22 protein-coding genes are annotated in these 22733 nt (G+C 72.9%); 7 read left to right on the plus strand and 15 right to left on the minus strand.

Annotated elements, in window-relative coordinates:
* Positions 1-40: 40 nt before the first annotated feature.
* Positions 41-1408, minus strand: a complete 1368-nt coding sequence (locus LE181_RS11590; protein ID WP_225661139.1) for a glutamine synthetase family protein — start codon at positions 1406-1408, stop codon at positions 41-43.
* Between the two features lie 72 nt (positions 1409-1480).
* Here LE181_RS11590 and LE181_RS11595 point away from each other — a divergent pair, with 72 nt between their 5' ends.
* From LE181_RS11595 to LE181_RS11605, 3 genes are all read left to right on the plus strand, one after another.
* The gene (locus tag LE181_RS11595; RefSeq protein WP_225661140.1) at positions 1481-2203 is read left to right on the plus strand and encodes a FadR/GntR family transcriptional regulator; all 723 of its coding nucleotides are present in this window, start codon (positions 1481-1483) and stop codon (positions 2201-2203) included.
* Positions 2204-2305: 102 nt separating this feature from the next.
* Complete coding sequence (eat, locus tag LE181_RS11600) at positions 2306-3772, plus strand: ethanolamine permease (RefSeq protein WP_225661141.1); 1467 nt, start codon at positions 2306-2308, stop codon at positions 3770-3772.
* A gap of 26 nt (positions 3773-3798) precedes the next feature.
* Positions 3799-4521, plus strand: coding sequence for a gamma-glutamyl-gamma-aminobutyrate hydrolase family protein (locus tag LE181_RS11605; protein ID WP_225661142.1), 723 nt, complete (start codon positions 3799-3801; stop codon positions 4519-4521).
* A 44-nt stretch (positions 4522-4565) separates the two neighbouring features.
* Here the strand turns inward: LE181_RS11605 and LE181_RS11610 are convergent, their stop codons facing one another.
* Genes LE181_RS11610 through LE181_RS11620 form a run of 3 tightly spaced genes read right to left on the minus strand, consistent with a single transcriptional unit; the run spans position 4566 to position 7080 of the window.
* Entirely contained in the window at positions 4566-5222 is a 657-nt protein-coding gene (locus LE181_RS11610) for a hypothetical protein (RefSeq protein WP_225661143.1), read from the minus strand.
* Between the two features lie 38 nt (positions 5223-5260).
* Positions 5261-6118 carry a siderophore-interacting protein gene (locus tag LE181_RS11615; protein ID WP_225661144.1) on the minus strand — a complete coding sequence of 286 codons (858 nt, stop codon included), beginning with the start codon at positions 6116-6118 and terminating at the stop codon, positions 5261-5263.
* Between the two features lie 56 nt (positions 6119-6174).
* A complete protein-coding gene (locus LE181_RS11620; protein WP_225661181.1) occupies positions 6175-7080 on the minus strand; it encodes a 5'-3' exonuclease in 906 nt (301 codons plus the stop codon).
* A gap of 191 nt (positions 7081-7271) precedes the next feature.
* Between LE181_RS11620 and LE181_RS11625 the strand changes: the two genes are divergently transcribed.
* The 3 genes from LE181_RS11625 to LE181_RS11635 are packed head-to-tail and all read left to right on the plus strand — an operon-like array spanning position 7272 to position 10939.
* Entirely contained in the window at positions 7272-8360 is a 1089-nt protein-coding gene (locus LE181_RS11625) for a quaternary amine ABC transporter ATP-binding protein (protein WP_225661145.1), read from the plus strand.
* Positions 8353-10167 (plus strand): ABC transporter permease/substrate binding protein, encoded by a 1815-nt coding sequence (locus LE181_RS11630; RefSeq protein WP_225661146.1) that lies wholly within the window; start codon positions 8353-8355, stop codon positions 10165-10167. Before LE181_RS11625 ends, LE181_RS11630 begins: the two co-directional genes overlap by 8 nt.
* A 31-nt stretch (positions 10168-10198) precedes the next feature.
* Positions 10199-10939 carry a helical backbone metal receptor gene (locus LE181_RS11635; RefSeq protein ID WP_225661182.1) on the plus strand — a complete coding sequence of 247 codons (741 nt, stop codon included), beginning with the start codon at positions 10199-10201 and terminating at the stop codon, positions 10937-10939.
* Here LE181_RS11635 and LE181_RS11640 read toward each other — a convergent pair.
* Entirely contained in the window at positions 10866-11984 is a 1119-nt protein-coding gene (locus LE181_RS11640) for a TDT family transporter (RefSeq protein WP_225661147.1), read from the minus strand. The two genes, LE181_RS11635 and LE181_RS11640, sit on opposite strands and share 74 nt — an antisense overlap.
* Positions 11985-12054: 70 nt before the next feature.
* Here LE181_RS11640 and LE181_RS11645 point away from each other — a divergent pair, with 70 nt between their 5' ends.
* On the plus strand, positions 12055-12990 hold the full coding sequence (locus LE181_RS11645; protein ID WP_225661148.1) for a LysR family transcriptional regulator: 936 nt from the start codon (positions 12055-12057) through the stop codon (positions 12988-12990).
* 126 nt (positions 12991-13116) lie between these two features.
* Here the strand turns inward: LE181_RS11645 and LE181_RS11650 are convergent, their stop codons facing one another.
* The 10 genes from LE181_RS11650 to LE181_RS11695 all read right to left on the minus strand — a co-directional run bounded on the left by LE181_RS11650 (position 13117) and on the right by LE181_RS11695 (position 22584).
* Positions 13117-15942 (minus strand): DEAD/DEAH box helicase, encoded by a 2826-nt coding sequence (locus LE181_RS11650; RefSeq protein WP_225661149.1) that lies wholly within the window; start codon positions 15940-15942, stop codon positions 13117-13119.
* A gap of 44 nt (positions 15943-15986) precedes the next feature.
* Positions 15987-16904 (minus strand): diacylglycerol kinase family protein, encoded by a 918-nt coding sequence (locus LE181_RS11655; protein WP_225661150.1) that lies wholly within the window; start codon positions 16902-16904, stop codon positions 15987-15989.
* Between the two features lie 111 nt (positions 16905-17015).
* Entirely contained in the window at positions 17016-17888 is an 873-nt protein-coding gene (gene tatC, locus LE181_RS11660; protein ID WP_225661183.1) for a twin-arginine translocase subunit TatC, read from the minus strand.
* A 111-nt stretch (positions 17889-17999) separates the two neighbouring features.
* Entirely contained in the window at positions 18000-18278 is a 279-nt protein-coding gene (tatA, locus tag LE181_RS11665; RefSeq protein ID WP_225661151.1) for a Sec-independent protein translocase subunit TatA, read from the minus strand.
* 266 nt (positions 18279-18544) lie between these two features.
* Complete coding sequence (locus LE181_RS11670; RefSeq protein WP_225661152.1) at positions 18545-18751, minus strand: hypothetical protein; 207 nt, start codon at positions 18749-18751, stop codon at positions 18545-18547.
* Positions 18752-18792: 41 nt separating this feature from the next.
* On the minus strand, positions 18793-19035 hold the full coding sequence (locus LE181_RS11675) for a hypothetical protein (RefSeq protein ID WP_225661153.1): 243 nt from the start codon (positions 19033-19035) through the stop codon (positions 18793-18795).
* 32 nt (positions 19036-19067) lie between these two features.
* A complete protein-coding gene (locus LE181_RS11680; RefSeq protein ID WP_225661154.1) occupies positions 19068-20030 on the minus strand; it encodes a helix-turn-helix transcriptional regulator in 963 nt (320 codons plus the stop codon).
* Between the two features lie 21 nt (positions 20031-20051).
* Positions 20052-21044 (minus strand): helix-turn-helix transcriptional regulator, encoded by a 993-nt coding sequence (locus tag LE181_RS11685; RefSeq protein WP_225661155.1) that lies wholly within the window; start codon positions 21042-21044, stop codon positions 20052-20054.
* Positions 21045-21160: 116 nt separating this feature from the next.
* A complete protein-coding gene (locus LE181_RS11690; RefSeq protein ID WP_225661156.1) occupies positions 21161-21532 on the minus strand; it encodes an FKBP-type peptidyl-prolyl cis-trans isomerase in 372 nt (123 codons plus the stop codon).
* Between the two features lie 65 nt (positions 21533-21597).
* Positions 21598-22584 carry an FKBP-type peptidyl-prolyl cis-trans isomerase gene (locus LE181_RS11695; protein ID WP_225661157.1) on the minus strand — a complete coding sequence of 329 codons (987 nt, stop codon included), beginning with the start codon at positions 22582-22584 and terminating at the stop codon, positions 21598-21600.
* Between the last annotated feature and the right edge of the window lie 149 nt (positions 22585-22733).

Genomic DNA, 22733 nt, shown 5'->3' on the forward strand with positions numbered 1-22733 from the left:
CCAGCCCCGCGGAACGATGGCCCACAACACGGCGGGCGCGTCACATCCGTTCGAAGGAGCGGAAGCGCTCCCAGTCCGTGACGGCGGTGTCGTACGCCTCCTGTTCGACACGCGCCATGTTGAGGTAGTGCTCGACGACCTCGTCGCCGAAGGCGGCCCGGGCCAGGGGGCTGGCCTCCCACAGGTCGGCGGCCTCGCGCAGGGTGGCGGGGACGTGCGCGGCGCCGCCGGTGTAGGCGTTGCCGGTGCAGACCTCGGGGAGCTCCAGCTCGTGCTCGACGCCGTGCAGGCCGGCGGCGACCATGCCGGCGACGGCGAGGTAGGGGTTGACGTCCCCGCCGGGCAGCCGGTTCTCGAAGCGGTGGCCGAGGCCGTGGCCGACGACGCGCAGGGCGCAGGTGCGGTTGTCGGGGCCCCAGGCGACGGCGGTGGGGGCGAAGGAGCCGGGGCGGAAGCGCTTGTAGGAGTTGATGTTCGGTGCGTAGAGGAGGGTGAAGTCGCGCAGGGCGGCGAGCTGGCCGGCGAGGAAGTGGCGCATGGTCTTCGACATGCCGTACGGGCCGTCGTCGTCGGCGAGCACCGGCCGCCCCGCCTCGTCGCGCAGCGAGAGGTGGATGTGGCAGGAATTACCCTCGCGTTCGTCGTACTTGGCCATGAACGTGAGGGCCATGCCCTCCTGCGCGGCTATTTCCTTGGCGCCGGTCTTGTAGACGGCGTGCTGGTCACAGGTGGTGAGCGCCTCGTCGTAGCGGAAGGCGATCTCGTGCTGGCCGAGGTTGCACTCGCCCTTGGCGGACTCCACCGTCATTCCGGCGGCGCCCATCTCGTTGCGGATGCGGCGGAGCAGGGGCTCGACGCGGCCGGTGCCGAGGACGGAGTAGTCGATGTTGTACTGGTTGGCGGGTGTCATGCCGCGGTAGCCGCGGCTCCAGGCGTCCTCGTAGGTGTCCTTGAAGACCATGAACTCCAGCTCCGTGCCCGCGTAGGCACTCCAGCCGTGCTCGGCGAGCCGGTCGAGCTGGCGGCGCAGGATCTGGCGCGGTGAGGCGAGGACGGGCGATCCGTCGTGCCAGGCGAGGTCGGCGGTCATCAGGGCGGTGCCGGGGTTCCACGGGGTGCGGCGCAGGGTGCTGACGTCGCCGTGCAGGGCGAAGTCGCCGTAGCCGCGTTCCCAGGACGACATGGCGTAGCCGCCCACGGTGTTCATGTCGGTGTCCACGGCGAGGAGGTAGTTGCAGCCCTCGGTGCCGTGTTCGAGGGTGTCGTCGAGGAAGAACCTGGCGGCGAACCGCTTCCCCTGGAGCCGTCCTTGCATGTCCGTGAAGGCGAGGACGACAGTGTCGATCTCCCCGGTGTCGACGAGCCTGCGCAGCTCGTCGACCGTGAGCGGGGGCATGCGGTCTGCCACGGTGTTGCCTCCTGTCGGTGCGACCGGGGGTCTTAAGGTAGGGCCGTAGACCATTGATTGGGAAGGGGGAAGATGAACGAGCATGCGGCGGACCGGCTCTCACCGGTCCTGCGGCCGGTCCGTGCGGGCAACGGCTTCGAGGAGGCCCTGCAGCAGATACTCCAAGTCATGCGGCTGGGTCTGGTGGCGCAGGGGGAACGGCTGCCTGCGGAGCGCGAGTTGGCCGAGCGGTTGCAGATCAGCCGGGTGACGCTGCGCGAGGTGCTGAAGGTGCTGGCGGACCAGGGCCTGGTGGAGAGCCGGCGCGGCCGGTACGGGGGGACGTTCGTGCTGGCCAGGCCGGCGACGGCGGGCGAGGACGAGCTGCGCCGGCGCGTGGCGGCCGTGGACGTGGAGGACGTCCTGCGCTTCCGCGAGGTGCTGGAGGTGGGGGCGGCCGGGCTGTGCGCCGCGTACGGCCTGGGCGGCGAGGACGCCGGGCGGTTGCGGGCGGCGCTGGCCGCCACGCACGACGCGCCGCTGGCCGACTACCGCCGCCTGGACACGATGCTGCACCTGACCCTGGCCGAGCTGTCCGGCTCCGCGACGCTGGCGGCGCAGTACGCCGCGGTGCGGGCGACCGTCAACGACCTGCTGGACTGCATTCCGCTGCTGGTGCGGAACCTGGAGCACTCCCAGCAGCAGCACACCGCCCTGGTGGAGGCGGTGCTCGACGGCGATGCGGAAGGTGCGCGGGAAGTGATGCGGGAGCACTGCTGCGGCACGGCGGCGCTGCTGCGGGGGTTTCTGGCCTAAGTAACCCGGGTTTAACGCAAGGGGGTTGCCTTTCGGCCTCCGCCGAGGCAAAGGTATGGCGCAAAACCTTTGCCTCCCGGCACCTCCAGGCAGGAGCGGCTCATGGCCGATCGCACGGACACCCCCAGCGCGCCACCCGACCGGCCGGCACCCCCGGACGGCGCCCCCGGCTACCTGGAGAAGCGCACCCTGCGCCGGGGCAGCGCGGGCCCCCTCCTGCTGACCGGGCTGGGCGTCGCCTACGTCGTCTCCGGTGACTTCTCCGGCTGGAACTTCGGCCTCGCGCAGGGCGGTTTCGGCGGGCTGGCCGTCGCCGCCGCGCTCATGGGCCTGATGTACACGTGCATGGTCTTCGCCCTCGCCGAACTGGCCGCCATCCTCCCCACGGCCGGCGGCGGTTACGGCTTCGCCCGCCGCGCGCTGGGCCCCTGGGGCGGCTTCCTCACCGGCACGGCCATCCTCATCGAGTACGTCCTGGCCCCGGCCGCGATCTCCCTGTTCATCGGCGACTACGTCGAGTCGCTGCACCTGTTCGGGCTCACGTCGGGCTGGCCGGTGTACCTGGCGTGCTTCGTGATCTTCATCGGCATCCACCTGTGGGGCGTCGGCGAGGCCCTGCGCTTCAGCTTCGTGGTGACGGGCGTGGCGGTCGCCGCCCTGGTCGTCTTCGCCGCCGGCGCGTTCACCGAGTTCGACGCGGGGCGGCTGAACGACATCCCGGCCGACCCCGGTGCGTTCGGCTCCTCCTCCTGGCTGCCGTTCGGGCTGCTCGGCATCTGGGCGGCGTTCCCCTTCGGCATGTGGTTCTTCCTCGGCGTCGAGGGCGTGCCGCTCGCGGCCGAGGAGACCCGCGACCCGGCCCGCACGCTGCCGAGGGCCATGGCCACGTCCATGGGCATCCTGCTCGTCCTGGCGCTGCTGACGTTCCTCGCCGCGACCGGGGCCGGCGGGGCGGAGGCGATGAAGGACGCGGGGAACCCGCTGGTCGCCGCGCTGGAGGGCGACGGGCAGGGCCGCGTCCTGGCCCGCATCGTCAACTACGCCGGCCTGGCCGGTCTGGTGGCCTCCTTCTTCTCCCTGATCTACGCCGGCTCCCGGCAGCTGTTCGCCCTCTCCCGGGCCGGATACCTGCCCCGCTTCCTCTCCCTCACCAGCCGCCGCAAGGCTCCCTGGCTCGGGCTGGTGGTGCCGGGCGCGCTCGGCTTCACGCTGGCTGCGGCGACGGGCGACGGGGCGCGGATGCTCAACGTCGCGGTGTTCGGCGCCACCATCTCCTACGCCCTGATGTCGCTCTCCCACATCGTGCTGCGCCGCCGCGAACCGGGGCTGGAGCGCCCCTACCGGACGCCGGGCGGCGTGCTGACGTCGGCGGTGGCCTTCGTCCTCGCCTGCGCGGCGCTGGTGGCCACGTTCCTGGTGGACGTCACCGCCGCCCTCATCGCCCTGGGCGTCTACGCGGTCGCCGCCGCCTACTTCGCCCTCTACAGCCGGCACCGGCTCGTGGCGAGCGCGCCGGAGGAGGAGTTCGCGGCACTGGCCGCGGCGGAAGCGGAACTTGCCCGAGAATGAGTCACCGGGACGAAAGGACACGGCACGTGAGCACTCGGCCACGCCCCCTCATCGGCGTCACCACCTACCTCGTCCGGGCCCGCTGGGGAGTGGCCTGGGACCTGCCCGCCGCCCTGCTGCCGGCCGCCTACCACGAGCAGGTCCAGCGCTCCGGCGGCCTGGCGGCGATGCTGCCGCCGGACGACCCGGCCCTCGCCGCGTCGCTGGTACGGCGGCTGGACGGCCTGATCATCGCGGGTGGCGAGGACCTGGACCCCGCCCTGTACGGCGAGCGGCCGCATCCGCGCGCGGGGACGCCCGTACCGGCACGCGACCGCTGGGAACTGGCCCTGCTGGACGCCGCGCTGGAGCAGGGTCTGCCGGTGCTGGGCATCTGCCGCGGCATGCAGGTGATGAACGTCCACGCGGGCGGCACCCTGATCCAGCACCTGCCGGACGAGGTGGGCCACGAGACCCACAACCCGGTACCGGGGGCGTTCAGCGACCACACCGTCAAGGCCGTGCCCGGCACGCTGACCGGCAGCCTGCTGCCCGGCCACACGCTGGACGTGGCCACCCACCACCACCAGGCGGTGGACCGGCTCGGGGCGGGTCTGATCGCCACCGCCCACGCGGAGGACGGCACCGTGGAGGCCCTGGAGTACGCGGACGGCCGCTTCGCCCTGGGGGTGCAGTGGCACCCGGAGCCGAAGGACGACCTGCGGCTGACGCAGGCGCTGGTGCGGGCGGCCGGCGGCAGCGGCGACTGACCGTCGTACCGGCCGGGGTGCTCCGTGGGGACGTGCCGCGCACCCTACGGAGCCGCGTCCTCCGGCGTCTTCTCCCCCTCGTCGCGGCGGCGTCGCCTGCGCGTCAGCAGGTACGTCGCCGTCGAGGCGAGCGCGGCGGCCAGGACCGCCGTGCCGGTGATCACCGCGGCCAGTTCGCCGAGGCTCACGCCCTCCTCGTCCTCGTCGTCGTCCGGCGCCGTCTCGCTGGTCTTGTCGGCCACTTCGTCGTAGCTGCGTGGGCTCTCGCAGAACTCCCGGTTGCCCGGGTCCATTTCGGCGACGACCGTCAGCTCGGCCGTGTCCGCCGGCTCGTCCTCGCCGCCGTCCTTGAGCTCGACGGAGTACGTCCCGGGGGCGACGTCGCAGAGCACCATGCCGGCGACCTGGGTGTGGAGCATGGCGTCCTTGCCCTCGCGGAAGCGCTTCGCCTTGAGGGTCAGCTTCTTGGTGAAGGCCGGTGACTCGACGGTGAGGTAGCCGTCGTGGGCGTCCAGCGTGTCCTGACTGGTCGTCACCGTGAAGACGGCCTCGCGGCCGCGCTGAGCGGGGCCGCCGCCCGACAGGGAGGACTCCGAGTCGGAGGAGTCCGGGGAGGCGGAGGCCGGTGCGGCCTCGGCGGGGGCCGTCATGACGAGGGCCGACGCGGCCAGGGCCGCCAGGGCTGTCCGGGCACGATTCATGCGGGCGAGAATAACCCCGGTCCCCCGCCGACGGGCATTCAGGCGGCCGCCGCCTCCGGGCCGCCCTCCTGCTCGGCCTCCACCTGCCGGTTCCATTCGCGCTTGGACGCCTGCCAGCCGTCCTCGTCGTGACCGCGCCGCCAGTAGCCGGAGATGGACAGCCGCTCCCGCGGCACCTCGCGCTCCATGCGCAGGTGGCGCCGCAGCTCCCTGACGAAGCCCGCCTCGCCGTGGACGAAGGCGTGCACGGCGCCGGCGGGGAAGTCGAGCGAGCGGACGGCCTCGACCAGCAGCTCGCCCACGGGCCGGCCCCCGCGGTGCAGCCAGGTGACCTCCACACCCGCGGGCAGCCGGAGCTTCTGCTCCTCGTCGGCGTCGGCGACCTCGACGAAGGCGTGGACGACCGCGCCCTCGGGCATCTGCTCCAGGGAGGCGGCGATGGCCGGCAGCGCGCTCTCGTCACCCGCCAGCAGGTGCCAGTCGGCGGCGGGGTCGGGGGCGTACGCGCCGCCGGGGCCCAGGAAGAGGATCTCCTCGCCGGGCCGGGCACCGGCCGCCCAGGGGCCGGCCAGGCCCTCGTCGCCGTGGTGGACGAAGTCGATCGTCAGCTCGCACGCGGCGCGGTCGAAGGAACGCACCGTGTACGTGCGCGTCCGGGGCCACTGGTCGCGCGGCATGTCACGGCGGACGGCCTCGATGTCGAAGGGCTCGGGGTAGACGACGCCCTCCACGGGGAAGAGCAGCTTGACGTAGTGGTCGCTGTACTCGCCGGTGCCGAGCCCGGCCAGGCCGTCGCCGCCCAGCACCACGCGGACCATGTGCGGCGTCAGCCGCTCCGTGCGGATCACCCGGGCCCGGTTGAGCTGCGGCTTGTTGCGGACCGGACGCTCTGCCATCGCTGTCTCCCCTGATCCCCTGATCAACGCAAGTTAGGTACGCCTAACCTAACAGATCAGGCGGCGAGCGTGGACAGCAATCGCTGGAGCGCGCCGCCCAGGCCCCACCTCCGGGCGAGTTCGTCCAGCCCCTGCGGGTCGCGGGGCGAGGAGGGCAGCGCCGCGTCGAAGGGCGCCAGCGGCACGTCGGAGGCGACCCGCACCACCGTGGGGGCGACCGCCAGGTACGGGCGGGCCTCGTCCAGCCGCCTGCGCTGGGCGGGGGTCAGCCTGGCCGCCGGGTCGTCGACGGCGGCCAGGATCCCGGCGAGGTCGCCGAAGGACGCCAGCAGCTTGGCGGCCGTCTTCTCGCCGACGCCCGGCACGCCCGGCAGCCCGTCGCTGGGGTCGCCGCGCAGCAGCGCCAGGTCGGCGTAGCCGGGCCCGTCCACCCCGTACTTCTCGCGCAGCACGGCCTCGTCCACCACCTGCAGCGTGCCCACCCCCTTGACCGGGTAGAGCACCCGCACGCCGCGCCGGTCGTCGACGAGCTGGTAGAGGTCGCGGTCGCCGGTGACGATGTCCACCGGGCCTGCGGCCCGGGCGGCCAGCGTGCCGATCACGTCGTCGGCCTCGTAGCCCACGGCTCCGACGCGGGCGATGCCGACGGCGTCCAGCACGGCCTCGATCACCGGCACCTGCGGGGAGAGCGTGTCGGGCGTCTCCTCCTCGTCGGGCGCCCCCTCGATCTCCTCCGCCACCCGGTGCGCCTTGTAGGAGGGGATCAGCTCCACCCGCCACTGGGGGCGCCAGTCGAAGTCCATGCAGGCGACCAGGTCGTCGGGGTGGTGGTCCTGGACGAGGCGGGCGATGAAGTCCAGCAGGCCGCGCACCGCGTTCACCGGGGTGCCGTCGGGGGCCTTCACCGATTCCGGCACCCCGAAGTAGGCGCGGAAGTAGAGGGAGGCGGTGTCGAGGAGCATCAGGCGTCGGGTCACGCACCGATCATGCCGCACCCCGCTGACGGCACCGCCGACAGCACCCCGCCGGCATGTGAACCGGATCACGGTTCCGTTTGCCCCGAATGATCGGGGGCAGGCGCGGCGCCGGAGCGGCCCTGCCCCTGGGGGGTGGCGGGACCGCCGTCCGATGTTGTCCGACCCGAGAGGTTTATGTGTCCAGGCTGAAGGCCGAGCACCTGTACAAGGTGTTCGGCAGACGACCCGAAGCAGCCGTCCGGCGGCTCGCCGGCGGTGCCGACCGCGACGAGCTGCGTGCGGACGGCACCACCGCGGCGGTGATCGACGCGTCGTTCGAGGTCGAAGCCGGCCAGATCTTCGTGGTGATGGGGCTCTCCGGATCCGGCAAGTCCACCCTCCTGCGCATGCTCAACGGGCTGCTCGACCCGACCTCGGGGCGCGTCCTGTACGACGGACGGGACCTGACCGCCCTGTCCCCGCGCGAGCTGCGCGACGTGCGCTCGCGGAACATCAGCATGGTCTTCCAGCACTTCGCGCTCTTCCCGCACCGCAGCGTGCTGGAGAACGCCGCCTACGGCCTGGAGGTGCGCGGCGTGCCGCGCGCGGAGCGCGAGGAGCGGGCCGCCGAGGCGCTGGAGCTGGCCGGCCTCAAGGGCTGGGAGAAGTCCTGGCCCGACGAGCTGTCCGGCGGCATGCAGCAGCGCGTCGGCCTCGCCCGCGCGCTCGCCACCGATGCCGACCTGCTGCTGATGGACGAGTCCTTCAGCGCGCTCGACCCCCTGATCCGCCGCGACATGCAGGACCAGCTGCTGGACCTGCAGAAGCGCCTGAAGAAGACCATCGTGTTCATCACCCACGACCTCAACGAGGCCATGCGCCTCGGCGACCGCATCGCCGTCATGCGCGACGGCCGGATCGTCCAGAACGGCACCGCCGAGGACATCCTGGTCCGCCCGGCCAACGACTACGTCGCCTCCTTCATCCAGGACGTCGACCGTTCCCGGGTCCTCACCGCGGGCTCGATCATGACCGGCTCCGCGGCCCCGGCCGCCGGCCTGCCGGACGGCGCCACGACCGTCAGCGCGGACACGCCCGTGGCCGAGCTGTTCAGCCCCTTCGCGCGCAGCGGCGAGCCCGTCGCCGTCACCGGCGAGGACGGCGAGCTGACCGGCGTCGTCACCCGCGACGGGCTGCTGGCCGCGCTCGGCGACCAGCCGCAGGGCGCAGCAGGCGCCGCCCCCCGGGCCACGGATCCCGAGCCGGAGGTGACGGCCCATGCCTAGGATCCGTCTCGGCAGCTGGGCGGAGAGCGCCGTGGACTGGCTGCAGTCCCACCTCTCCTGGCTCTTCGACGCCGTCAACACCGTGCTGACCGGCATGTACGACGGCGTGAACGCCGTCCTCGGTGCGCCCGACGCCCTGCTCATGGCGGGCATCCTCGCCGTCGTCGCCTGGTGGCTGCGCGGCCTGCTCGCCGGTGCCCTCGCCTTCGCCGGGCTGGCGCTCGTCGACTCGTTCGGCCTGTGGGACGAGGCAACGGCGACGCTCTCGCTCGTCCTCGTGGCCAGTGTCATCACGCTGGTGCTCGCCGTGCCGCTGGGCATCTGGGCGGCCCGCAACCGCCGGGTCAGCGCGGTGGCGCGGCCCGTCCTGGACGTCATGCAGACGATGCCCGCCTTCGTCTACCTGATCCCGGGCGTGATGTTCTTCTCGATCGGCCCCATCCCCGGGCTGATCGCCACCATCGTCTTCTCGATGCCGCCCGGCGTCCGGATGACCGAGCTCGGCATCCGCCAGGTCGACGGCGAACTCGTCGAGGCGGCCCGGGCCTTCGGCACCACCCCGCGCGACACCCTCGTCCGCGTCCAGCTGCCGCTGGCGCTGCCCACCATCATGGCGGGCGTCAACCAGGTCATCATGCTGGCCCTGTCCATGGTCGTCATCGCCGGCATGGCCGGCGCGGGCGGCCTCGGCGAGTCCGTCTACGCGGCCGTGACCCAGGTGAACATCGGCGGCGGCGTCGAGAGCGGCCTCGCGGTCGTCGTCCTCGCCATGTACCTGGACCGGATGACGGGCGCCCTCGGCCGGCGCGTCTCCCCGCTGGGCCGCCGCGCCGCGGCCAAGGACTCCGCCTCCGCGCGCACCTCGGCCCCCGCCGCGTTCCTGCGGTACCGCCCGGGCACCGCCGTCGCCACCGTCGGCGTCGTCGTCCTCGCGCTCGTCGCCGGCGGCATGCACCTCACCCGGGGCGGCGACGGCCGGCAGGCCGTGGCCGCGGGCAAGAACGTCGGCCACGGCAAGAAGGTCCGGCTCGGCTACTTCCCGTGGGACGAGGCCGTCGCCACCACCTACCTGTGGCAGAACGTCCTGGAGGACCGCGGCTACGCGCCGGACGTCAAGCAGCTCGACCCCGGTCCCCTCTACACCGCGCTGGCCCAGGGCCAGATGGACCTCCAGTTCGACTCCTGGCTGCCCACCACGCACAAGCAGTACATGGACCGGTACGGCGACAGGCTCAGCGACCTCGGCTCCTGGTACGGCCCCACGTCCCTGGAGCTGGCCGTGCCCTCCTACGTCGAGGGCGTCGACTCCCTGGCCGACCTCAAGGGCAAGGGCGGGCGGTTCGGCGGGAAGATCGTCGGCATCGAGTCCAGCGCCGGCATGATGGGCACGCTCAACGACAAGGTCCTCAAGGAGTACGGCCTGGAGGGCGAGTACAAGGTCGTCTCCTCCTCGACGTCCACGATGCTCGCCGAGCTGGACCGGGCGATCAAGAAGAAGGAGCCCGTCGTCACCACCCTGTGGTCGCCGCACTGGGCGTACGCCAAGCACGACCTGAAGAAGCTCAAGGACCCCAAGGGCGCCTGGGGCAAGGGCGAGGAGATCCACGCCGTCGGCAAGAAGGACTTCACCGCCGACTTCCCGGAGATCGCTCAGTGGGTGAAGGACTTCAGGATGTCCGAGAAGGACCTCGCCTCCCTGGAGGCCGAGATCCAGAGCGGCGGCAAGGGCAAGGAGAAGGACTCCGCCCGCCGCTGGCTGGACGCCCACCCGGGCTTCGCGGACAAGCTGGCGCCTGTCGGGGCCTGACGAACAGGCGTACGGTGGGGCGGTGAGCTCGCTGAGCGGCCGCCCCGCCGTACGCCGTGTCGTCTCCCTGGTCCCCTCGCTCACCGAGGCCGTGGCCCGGTCCGCGCCCGGGCTGCTCGTGGGCGCCACCGACTGGTGCGAGCACCCGGCCGGCCTCGACGTCGTCCGGGTCGGCGGCACCAAGAACCCCGACGTGGCGCGGATCGCGGCCCTCGCGCCCGACCTCGTCCTCGCCAACGAGGAGGAGAACCGCGCCCCCGACCTCGGCGCGCTGCGCGCCGCCGGACTGGAGGTGCTCGTCACCGAAGTCCGCACGCTGGAGCAGGCGTTCACCGAGCTGGAGCGGGTCCTCGTGCGCGGCTGCGGGCTGGCCCGGCCCGCCTGGCTGGACGACGCGCGCGACGCCTGGCGCGACGTGCGGGCCGCCGGCCCGCTGACACCGGCCGTCGTCCCCGTCTGGCGCAGACCGTGGATGGTGCTGGGCCGGGACACCTTCGCCGGCGACGTCCTCGCCCGGCTCGGCGTCGCCAACGTCCACGCCGGGCACGCCGATCGCTACCCGCGCATCCCGCTCGACGAGCTCAACGCCTGCGGCGCCGAGCTGGTCGTCCTGCCCGACGAGCCGTACCGCTTCGGCGCCGACGACGGGCCGGAGTGCTTCCCCGGCCTGCCGTCGGCGCTCGTCAGCGGCCGTCATCTCACGTGGTACGGGCCCTCGTTGACGCAAGCACCGGCGCTGCTGGGCGCGGCGCTGCGAGCAGCTTCCCGCTGACCAGGCCGGCCAGGGTGCGGGCCCCGGCGACGGCCCAGGCCGCCACCAGCAGGACGTACAGTCCCACCGCCAGCCAGGTGAAGGCGTCCAGGCCGGTGCGGCGCGCCAGCGCGGCGGCGCCCGTGACGCACGTGCCGACGGGGAAGGTGAAGGCCCACCACGTCATCGCGAAGCCCATGCCGTGCCGGAAGGCCCGCACCACCATGGCCGCGGCCAGCACCAGCCAGAGCATCGCGAAGCCGAGGACGGGCACGCCGTAGAGGAGGGCGAAGCCCGCCATCGCCTGCGCCGCGGGGGCCGCGACGGCATCCGGTGCGGCGTCGGCGAGGTTGCCCACGGCCGTCGTGGACTGGCCCAGCGGGCCCAGGACGAGGAACAGCGCCGGCGTGAGCGCGAGCGGCAGCGGGCCGTGGTGGAGGAGCCGCGCGAAGACCAGCGGCAGGATGAGCAGCGTCGCCAGCAGGCTGATGCCGAACAGCGCGTAGCAGCCGAGCAGCATCGCCTGCTGCCACTGGCCTGCGGGCAGGTGGGGGACGAGCGCGGGGCCCAGCGCGGCGGAGACCATGGGCGGGACGACGGCCAGCAGCCACACCGGCGAGGCGTCGCCGGGGGCTATGCGGTGGCGGGTGACCATCAGGTACGGGACGGCGGCCGCGGCGGCGAGGCCGACGACGGTGCCGGCCGTCCACAGCACGGCGTCGGTGGCCACGGCGGCGCGTGCACCGATGACGCCCGTGCCCACGGAGAGGGTGGCGCCGCCGACGGCCAGCAGGGCCATGGCCAGACAGCCGTAGAAGGGGGCGACGGCGGGGTCGGCCAGGTGGCGCCTGGCCTGGTCGGGGTGGCGGGCCCAATGGGCGGCGCGCGCGGCGAGCAGGGTGAGCAGCAGCAGCGCGGCCAGCGCCCACACCACCTCATACGCCCCGCGCAGCCCCGTCCGGTGCACGGGCAGGGCCGCGCCGGCGGAGGCGACGATCGCGGTGCCCATGACGGTGGCGTACCAGTTGGGGCCGAGGTGGCGGAGGGGACTGCTGTGCGTGCTCATGACTCCACCGTCGCCCGGGCGGGCCCGCCCGGCCAGGGGCTTTGGCCGTATGAGGACATAAGCTGGGTTTATGACCATGGAGCCGGTTCCCTCCCCGCTCGCCCACCGGGTGCCCGACCTGGGCTCGCTGGAGCTGCTGCTCGCGGTGGCCCGGCTGGGCAGCCTCGGCCGGGCGGCACGCGAGCTGGGCATCACCCAGCCGGCGGCGAGCGGGCGGCTGCGCGGCATGGAGCGGCTGCTCGGCGTCGCCCTCGTGGAGCGCTCGCCGCGCGGTTCGCGGCTGACGGACGCCGGCGTGCTCGTCACGGACTGGGCACGGCGGGTCGTGGAGGCGTCGGAGGCGTTCGACGCGGGTGTGCAGGCCCTGCGCGGGCGGCGCGACGCGCGGCTGCGGGTCGCGGCCAGCATGACCATCGCGGAGTACCTGCTGCCCGGCTGGCTGGTCGCCCTGCGGACGGAACGGCCGGGCACGGCCGTCTCCCTCCTGACCGGCAACTCCACGGCCGTCGCAGAACGGCTGCTGGCGGCGCAGGCGGACCTCGGCTTCGTCGAGGGCCTGGACGTGCCGCCCGGCCTGGACGGTGCGGTGGTCGGCCACGACCGGCTCGTGGTCGTCACGGCCCCGGGCCATCCCTGGGCGCGCCGCCGCGCGCCGCTGGCCGCGGCGGAGCTGGCGGCGGCGCCCCTGATCCTGCGGGAACGGGGTTCGGGGACCCGCCAGGTCCTGGACGCGGCGCTGGCCGCCCACGGCGGCCTGGCCGAGCCGCTGCTCGAACTTGCCTCGACGACGGCGGCGAAGGCGGCGGCGGTCAGCGGCGCCGGCCCGTCCGTCCTGAGCGAACTCGCGATCGGCGAGGAACTGGCGGCACGGCGCCTGGTGGAGATCCCGGTCGCGGACCTGTCGCTGCGGCGCACCCTGCGGGCCGTCTGGCCGCGCGGCCACCGCCCGACGGGCCCGGCGCGCGACCTCCTGGGACTGACGCGCTCGCCTGCGGCGGGCGGGTAGCGGGATTCAGCCCCTCCCCGCCCTTTCACCGTTTCCTGTCCTCAAGCTCCCCCGGCTACCGCTGGGAGGTGCCCCCGGACGGGCTGATTCTCAGCCCGCCCGGAGCGTGAGGACCGGTTACGGCGCTCACCCCACCGACGAGTACGCCACCACGCCCCGCAGCAGCCCGTCGACCGCCTTGCGGGCGTTCCGCGCGACGGGGCTGCCGGCCGGGGCCGCCGCCGCGATCTGGCCCAGGACGTCGATCAGCTGCTTCGACCAGCGCACGAAGTCGCCCGCCGGCATGTCGATCTCGCGGAGCACCTCGTCCAGGCCGTGGCCGGAGGCCCACCGGTAGGCGGGCCAGGCGAAGCCGAGGTCGGGCTCGCGCTGGCCGACGCCCTCGGCCTGGTTGATCTTGTGCTGCTCCTCCAGGGCGTCCAGCCGGCCCCAGATGCGGACCATCTCGGCGAGCGCCTCCTTCGCCGCCCCCGCGGGCAGCTTCGGCGGCACCGCGTCGTCGGCCGCGCGGGCCTCGTACACCAGGGCCGACGCACAGGCGGCCAGCTCCGCCGGGCCCAGTCCGTCCCACACGCCGTCGCGCAGGCACTCGGAGGCCAGCAGGTCCAGCTCGCCGTAGAGGCGGGCCAGCCGGCGGCCGTCCTCGGTGACCTCGTCACCGTGCAGGTAGTCCAGGTCGGTCAGCAGCGCGCAGATGCGGTCGAAGGTGCGCGCGATGGTGTTCGTACGGCCCTCGATGCGCCGCTCCAGCTGGCGGGTGTCGCGCTGCAGGCGGTGGTAGCGCTCGGCCCAGCGGGCGTGGTCCTCGCGCTCGTCGCAGCCGTGGCAGGGATGACGGCGGATCTCCGCGCGCAGGCGGGCGATCTCGGTGTCGTCGGCGGCCTCCGACCGCGACTTGCGGTGCCGGTCCGGCACGATGTGCCCCGCCTTGGTGCGCAGGGCGGAGGCCAGGTCACGCCGGGACTGGGGGCTGCGCGGGTTGAAGGACTTGGGGATGCGCATCCGCTCCAGCGGCTCCACCGGCACCGGGAAGTCGATCGGGGCGAGCCGCTTGACCTGCCGCTCGGCCGTGAGGACCAGCGGGCGGGGACCGTCGTAGTGGTCGAAGCCGCGCTGGCGGTCGGTGCGGCCGGGCGCCACGCCCGGGTCCAGCACCAGCGCCAGGCCCGCGAACTTGCCGGTCGGCACGTGGATGACGTCGCCCGGCTTGAGCCGCTCCAGGGCGGCCGCCGCGGCGGCCCGCCGCTGGGCCGCGCCCCGCTTGGCCAGGTCGTTCTCCCGCTCCTTCAGCTCGCGGCGCAGGCGTGCGTACTCGTCGAAGTCGCCCAGGTGGCACTCGATGGCCTGGCGGTAGCCGGCCAGGCCCTCCTCGTTGCGCTGCACCTGGCGGGAGATGCCGACGACCGACTTGTCCGCCTGGAACTGGGCGAAGGAGGTCTCCAGCAGCTCCCGCGAGCGGTGCCGCCCGAACTGCGAGACCAGGTTGACGGCCATGTTGTACGACGGCTTGAAGCTGGAGCGCAGCGGGTACGTGCGCGTGCCGGCCAGGCCCGCCAGCGCGGCCGGGTCCATGGCGCGCTGCCACAGCACCACCGCGTGGCCCTCGACGTCGATGCCACGGCGGCCGGCGCGGCCCGTGAGCTGGGTGTACTCGCCGGGGGTGATGTCGGCGTGCTGCTCGCCGTTCCACTTGACGAGCTTCTCCAGCACCACCGTGCGGGCGGGCATGTTGATGCCCAGGGCCAGGGTCTCGGTGGCGAAGACCGCCTTGACCAGGCCCTTGACGAAGAGCTCCTCGACGACCTCCTTGAAGGTCGGGAGCATGCCCGCGTGGTGGGCGGCGATGCCGCGCTCCAGTCCCTCCAGCCACTCGAAGTAGCCCAGGACGTGCAGGTCCTCGTCGGGGATCGGGGCGCACCGCTCCTCGACGATCTCACGGACCCTGGCGCGGGCCTCGTCGTCGTTGAGCCGCAGGCCGGCGTAGAGGCACTGCTGGACGGCGGCCTCGCAGCCGGCACGGCTGAAGATGAAGGTGATCGCGGGCAGCAGGCCCTCGGCGTCGAGCCGCTCGATGACCTCGGGGCGGCCGGGGGTCCAGATGCGGCTGCGCTGGCGGCGCTCGCGCTCGCGGTCCGCCTCGCGCACCATCTTGCCGCGGCGGCGCTCGCGCGGGTTGTAGGTGCGGCTGTTCTCCATGCGGGCCATGCGCAGCAGGTCGGGGTTGACCTCACGGCGGGCGGCGCCGCGGCCGCCGTGGTCGGTCTCCTCCTCGAACAGGTCGTACATCCGCCGGCCGGCGAGCACGTGCTGCCAGAGCGGGACGGGCCGCTCCTCGGAGACGATGACCGCGGTGTCGCCGCGGACGGTGTCCAGCCAGTCGCCGAACTCCTCGGCGTTGGAGACGGTGGCCGACAGGGAGACCAGGGTCACCGACTCGGGGAGGTGGATGATCACCTCTTCCCAGACGGCGCCGCGGAAGCGGTCGGAGAGGTAGTGCACCTCGTCCATGACCACGTGCCCGAGACCTATGAGGGCCTGCGAGCCGGCGTAGAGCATGTTGCGCAGGACCTCGGTGGTCATCACGAGCACCGGGGCGTCGGGGTTGACGCTGTTGTCACCGGTCAGCAGGCCGACCTTGGCGGCGCCGTAGCGCCTGACCAGGTCGTTGTACTTCTGGTTCGACAGCGCCTTGATGGGCGTGGTGTAGAAGCATTTGCGGCCCTGGGTGAGGGCCAGGTGGACGGCGAACTCGCCCACGATGGTCTTTCCGGAGCCGGTCGGCGCCGCGACCAGCACCCCCTTGCCGGCTTCCAGGGCCTTGCACGCCTCTATCTGGAAGGGGTCGAGCTCGAATTCGTACATCTCGCGGAAGGGGGCGAGCGCGGTGGCCTGCTCCGCGGCGCGGTGCCGTGCCAGGGCATAGCGCTCAGCAGGGGACATGTCCTCGGTCATCTTGTCTACGAGCCTACCGGGGACCTCCGACAGCCACCCGATCTTTATCGAGCTCCCAGCAGGCGCACGGCCCCCGGCACGGTCTCGGCGGTGACCGGCAGCAGGCCCAGCCGCTCGCCGTCGGCGTAGCCGGTGACGGGATCGCCGTGCGGGAGGGCGCCGGGGTCCACCGTCAGCGTCACCTTGGCCGCGCGGTGGGTGGTGACCTGTGGGTGGCCGAGGTGGGTGCCCCGGTAGACCTTCGGGAAGACGGTGAGCAGCGTGGAGCGGCGGCAGGGGCCGACCACGGTGACGTCGAAGAGCCCGTCGTCCAGCCGGGCGCCGGCGCAGATGCGCATGCCGCCGCCGTAGGAGCTGCCGTTGCCGACCGCGACCAGCGTCGCCTCGACCAGCTGCTCCGGCCCGTCGTCGAGCCGCATGCGGTAGGGAACGGTCCGCAGCGCCGCCAGCTCGGCGACCAGCGCCACGTCGTAGCGCAGCCGCCCGGTGGGGAAGCGCATGCGGTTGCCCCGGTCGTTGACCCGTGAGTCGAAGCCGGAGGCGAGGACGGTGCCGAACCAGGTCTCCCCCACCCTGCCGAGGTCGACGGGCCGGCCGCCGTCGCCCTTGAGGGCCGTGGCGACGACCCGGGCCGCGGCCACGGGGTCGCGGACGGGCAGCCCTGCGGCGCGGGCGAAGTCGTTGCCGGTGCCGACGGCCACCACGCCGAGCGGGGTCCGGGTCCCGGCGACGGCCTGCAGCGCCAGCGAGGTCATACCGTCCCCACCGACGGCGATCAGCGCGCCGGTGCCGCCCGCGACGGCCTCGCGGGCGCGGCGCAGTGCGTCGGGGGCGTCCGCGCCCAGGACGGTGCGGACGGAGAATCCGGCCTCGCGCAGCACCCGGGCCGCGGGCTGGGCCGCGCGGGCGCCGCGGCCGCGGCCGGCGGAGGGGTTGACGAATAACGTGATGTCGCTGGTCACGCGGGGACACTACCGGGTGGGGCTGGTGGGCATGAACACGACGGGGCGGGCGCCGTTGCCGGCGACCGCCCCGGGTCCGGGTGCCGCGGGGAGCCCGCGTGCCGGATCGGCTCAGGTCACGTCGTCGTAGCCGCTGCGCTGGTGGCTCTGCTCGGGCAGGGCCGGCATCGGCTCGCTGTCGCCGACCGACTGCGGCGTGAGGTCCAGCGGGGACGCCTCGTCGTCGTCGAGCAGGCGGTCGGGGTTGCGGCGCGCGCGGCGCTTGTCGTTGAGGATCGAGAAGCCGACCGCCCCGAAGTACAGGATGATGATCGGCACGGCCAGCACGCACATGCCGAACGGGTCGGTGCTCGGGGTGGCGACGGCCCCGAAGACGAAGACGCCCATCACGACGCCCCGCCACCACTTGACCATGGCCTGGCCCGAGACCATGCCGGCCAGGTTCATCATGACCAGCAGCAGCGGCAGCTCGAAGGCGAGGCCGAAGACGAGGATCATCCGGACGCTGAAGTCGAGGATGTCGTCCAGCGCCAGGGTGTTGGCCGCGGAGTCCGGGGTGATGCTCAGCAGCACCTGCATGCTGGTGGGCATGATCAGGTACGCCAGGTAGGCGCCCGCGAGGAAGAGCGGTGCCGCGGTCGCCACGAAGGCGATCGTGTACTTCTTCTCGTTCTTGTGCAGCCCCGGGGCGAGGAACGCCCACAGCTGGTACAGCCAGATCGGCGCCGAGACGGTGACGCCGGCGAGCAGGCAGACCTTCACGATCGTGGTGAAGGGCGACGTCAGGTTGCTGAACACCAGGACGGCGCAGTTGCCGCCGTGGCTCTTGGCGAGATCACGGTCGGGGCACTGCGGCACGGGGCCGGACAGGAAGTCCATGATCTGTTTGTTGTAGAACGCCGCGACGACGGCGACCACGACGATCGCGAGGACCGCCTTCGCCAGCCGGTTCCGCAGCTCACGAAGGTGCTCCGTGAGGGGCATCCGCCCCTCGGGGTCCTTCTCCTTCTTGCGGGCAGACGTGCGCAACCCACCGTCCCTATCTCGTGCGGCAGACGGACGCCGTCCCGGCGGCCGTCTCAGTCTGTCCGGGGGTCAGCGCTGGGTCGTGCGGTCGGTCTGCTCGGTGACCGGGCGGGAGGTGACGTCGCCCGGGGCCGCCTTGATCGTGCGGGGGGCCTCGGTGGCCGGCGGGTCGGCGGGGGCCGCGGCGTTGTCCTGGCCCTCCGACTTCATCGCCTTCGCCTCGCTCTTGAGGATGCGGGCGGACTTGCCGAGGGCGCGCGCCATGTCCGGAAGCTTCTTCGCACCGAACAGCAGGACGATGACGACAAGAATGAGGATGATCTCGGTGGGGCCGAGCCGTCCGAACATGTGGTTTACCTTCTCACCGAAGCGGCATGGGTATGGGGGTCCGGGCGACCGATCGGACATTTGTCCATCAGTCGTACGGCAGCGATCGTAACGCGCAGGGGTAAACGCCGGGCAATCCCCGTGCATACTCCCGGTCGCGGCCCTCCGCCTCGTCCGCAGGGCCACCCGGACCAGCGTACCGTCCGCCTCCGGAGCCCAGCAGGGCACCGGACGCGGCCCCCCGGCCGCAGGGCCCGCCGGAAACGGCCGGAAACAGCCGTTCGGTGTCAGTCCTGGCGCAGCGCGTGCGCGCCGTGGGCGGCCAGCGGCGTCGCGGCCCGTTCGAGGTCCTCGGCCGCCCGGGTGATGCGCCCGGACGCCTCGGACACCTGCCGGGCGAGCCGCCGCGTCTCGACGAACACGCGCGCGGCCAGGACGCCGAGCACGGCGATGCCGCAGAAGCCGAGGGCGATGGCGAGCATGGGCCAGAACATGGGACGAGCCTATCGGGGGGACGGGAGGGAAGCGGTGGCGCTCAGGCCGTGATGTGCAGGCGCAGCGTGCGCACGCCGCCGCCCGTGAGCAACTCCACGATCCGCTCGCCGGCCGGCTTGCGGACGGCCGCGCCGCAGTCGGGGCAGGTGAAGGAGTAGAAGGTGGTGCGGTCGCTGGCGCCGATGGCCAGCCGCAGGGCACCCGCGGCCAGCTCGAAGCAGCCCCGGCAGTCGGGGCACGCGGCCTTGAAGACGGCGGCTGCCGTCGTCCTGGCGTTCCTCACGTCTCCTGACCATTCCACTGTGCGGTTCCCCTTCACTCTCCGTACGCCGCGAGCGCCTCGCGGGCGGCGTCCCGTGCGCTGTCGGCCAGGTCGGCCGGGGCGGTGATCCGCCCGTCCCGGCCGAGCCGCAGCGCCAGCCGCCGCAGGGAGGCCGGGTCGGGGGTGCGCAGGGTGATCCGCAGACCGCCGTCGGCCAGTTCCTCGGCGCTGTCGTGCGGGTAGTACTCGGCGACCCAGCGGCCGCCGGGGCCGACCTCGATGACGACCTCGGGGTCCTCGGCGGCCGGCTGGACCAGCCCCTCGGAGAGGTCGCGCAGCTCGACGGGCGGCGGGTCGGAGGGCTCGTCGAGGATCCTGATCTCGGCCACCCGGTCGAGGCGGAAGGTGCGCCGCGCCTCGGAGAGCCGGCACCACGCCTCCATGTACGTGTGGCCGACGGCGAACAGCCGGATGGGGTCGACCTCCCGCTCGGTCAGCTCGTCGCGGGCGGGCGAGTAGTAGCGCAGCCAGACGCGGCGGCGCTCGGAGATGGCCCGGTCGGCGTCGGCGAAGACGCCGCCCTCGGACTCGAAGGTCACCGACAGCCGGGAGCTGGCGCCCGCCGCCTCGCCCGCCGCCGCCTCGATCTTGGCGGTGGCGCGCACCAGTGCCTGCCGGTCGCTCTCGCGCAGCCCGGGCAGGGTCGCCACGGCGCGGGCGGCGACGAGCAGCGCGGTGGCCTCGTCGGCGGCGAGCCGCAGCGGCTCGCCCGTGCTGGTGCCGGAGGCGTCGGGGTTGTGCCACCAGATGCGGTCGCCGTCGGTGTCGATGTCCAGCAGGTCACCGCCCCGGAAGCTGGTGCCGCACATGGGCAGCACGTCGAGGTCTCCGATCAGCTCGTCCTCGGTGATGCCGAAGGCGCGGGCCACGTCGGTGACCCGGGCGCCGGGGCGCTCGCGGAGGTAGGTGACCAGCGAGAGCATCCGCCGGGTCTGGTCAATGGCGTTGGTGGCCATCAGGGGTCGCTTCCGTTCCTCTCAGCCCTTGGCGACGGCGCGCAGCCGGTCGATCACTTCGGCCCGCAGCTCGGCGGGTTCCAGCACGATGACGTCGGGCCCGAACTCCACGAGCCAGGCGTCCAGCCCGTGCCCGTAGGGGATCTCCAGCTCGTCCCAGCCGTCGCCGAGGTCGCGCGTGGCGAGTGCGCGGGCGCGCAGCGGGTAGCCGTGGCCCGCCCGTACCTTGATCCGGGCCGTGCCGGTGGCCTTCTCGCCCGCCCAGCTCTCGACGGTGGTGCGGACGGTGACGTGGTCGGGCACGGGCGCGGTGAACGGCAGGGCGCGCGAGCGCACCTTGCCGGTGATCCGGGAGAGCCGGAAGACGCGCTCGGCCTGCCGGTCGCGGTCCCAGCCGGCCAGGTACCAGTGACCGCGCCAGCACTCCAGGGCCCAGGGCTCGACGCGGCGCTGCTCGGGGCGGGCGGCGTTGCTCTTGCGGTAGTCGAAGACGACGGGGCGGCGGTCCCGGGCGGCCAGCATGAGCGGCTCGAAGGCGGCCTCGTGGACCGGGATGCGGGTCTCCAGGGCGCTGTGGGTCCCGTACGGGTCCTCCGCCAGCGGCATTCCGGCCGCCGCCAGCTTCTGCAGGGCGCCGCTGGCGGCGGCGGCCAGCCGGGCCTGCTGCCACACCTTGGCGGCCAGGCCCAGGGCCGCGGCCTCCTCGACGTCGAGGGTGATCGCGGGGAGACGGTTGCTGTCGCGGCGGGCGAGGTAGCCCGTCTCGCCGTCCAGGCCCTCGACGGTCTCGATGATCAGACCGAGCTCGCGGAGGTCGTCCTTGTCGCGCTCGAACATCCGGTTGAAGGCGTCGTCGTTCCCGGGGTCGTCGCCGGCCGCCGCGCCGCCGGCCCCCTTGCCGGCTTCGATGTAAGCCTCGATCGAAGCCCGCAGCTCACCCTTGCTGAGCGGACGGCGCGTCCCCAGCAGGCACAGCGCCAGGTTCATCAACCGCTCGGCCTTGGCAATCGCCATCGACGCCCTCTCTACTTGTGCTCTCAACCGTTGACCGTACCGCTCACGGCTCCCACGGCAAAAGCCGAGGGCCCGTGCCAGTCAGGCACGGGCCCTCGGCCTTCGTTCGGGGTGTCTCAGACGCCCATCAGGTCGCAAACGAAGATCAGCGTCTCGCCCGGGGCGATCTTGCCGCCGGCGCCGCGGTCGCCGTAGGCGAGGTGGGCGGGGATGACCAGCTTGCGGCGGCCACCGACCTTCATGCCCTGGATGCCACGGTCCCAGCCCTCGATGACCTGGCCGGCGCCGAGCTTGAACTCCAGCGGACCGCCGCGGTTCCAGCTGGCGTCGAACTCCTCACCGGTGGAGAAGGAGACGCCGACGTAGTGGACCTTGACGAAGTCGCCGGCCTTGGCAACCGGGCCGTCGCCCTCCCAGATCTCGGTGATCTCCAGGTCGGACGGGACGTCGCCCTCGGGGAAGTCGATCTCGGGCTTTTCGATGTTCACGAACGTGCTCCTACGAATGAATCATGTAGACAACCGTGCAATTCTGGCAGACCCCGGTCCGGGGATCAGACCTTGCCCACGATGTCCACGACGAAGACCAGGGTGTTCTTGTCGAGTCCGCTCTGCGCCTGGCCCTCGTAGCCCAGCTTCGGCGGGATCACCAGCTCGACCCGGTCCCCGACGTGCTTGCCGACCAGGCCCTTGTCCCAGCCCTGGACGACCGAGCCGGTGCCGATCTGGAAGGCCGTGGCGCCGGCGTGGTCCCAGGAGGAGTCGAACTTCTTGCCGTCCTCCCACTTCACACCGGTGTACTGGGCGATCAGGCCGTCCCCGGCCTTGATCTCCGCGCCGTCACCCTTGATCAGCACCTGCTCCTTGAGCTCGGTCGGCGCCTTGGTGTCCTTGGGGATGACGATCTCGGCGGCCTTCTGCGCATTGGGCTTGACCTCGGGCATGCCCTCCTCGGGCTTGGCCTGCTCGCCCTTGGCCTCGCTCTTCGCATCGACCTTCTTGGCCCCGACGACGTCGATGACCCACACCAGGCCGTCCTCGGGCTTGACGCCCGCCTGCGGGTTGAGCTGATCACCGATCAGGGCCTTGGCGGTGCCCTCGACCTCGATGCGCGACCCCGCCTTCTGGCCGATCACCGCGTCCAGCACCTTGGCCGGCATCTCCTGGCTGGGCTGGCCGAGCTGCTGCACCATCTGACGGCGCGGCGCGTCGGGCTTGGCCGTCTTGTCCTGGGTCGCCCAGGTGCCGCCGAGCGGCTTGTTGTCCTTCATCGTCTGCCCGGCGAAGTCGAGCCGGACGAAGGAGCCCTTCTCCGCCTTCTCGCCGGTGCCCTCGGTCAGGGTCTTGACGACGAGCTTGTCCGCCGGCTTGGCGTCGTCGGGTACGGAGATCTCGGGCTTCTCCCCGAACGCCCCCTTCACCGTCACCTTGGCGTCGGAGGACCCGCCGGCGTCCTCGGACCCGCACGCCGCGGCGGTCAGCAGCAGGACGGGCACGGCCAACGCCGCGGCGAGGCGACGCGCGTTCTTCGTGTGGTTCATGAAGTCCAACTCGGGCTATAGGGGTCGCTGGGCAGTGCCCGTCACTCTACGGCCTGCGCCCGGCCGATCAACCCCGTCCGACACGGATGTGCGCCGGGTACGGTGAACCCGGCGCACATCCGTGCCTTTTGCGACGTCCGGCGCCGCTC

The organism is Streptomyces sichuanensis (assembly GCF_020328095.1).
In the GTDB taxonomy this organism is placed as follows: Bacteria; Actinomycetota; Actinomycetes; order Streptomycetales; family Streptomycetaceae; genus Streptomyces; species Streptomyces cinnamoneus.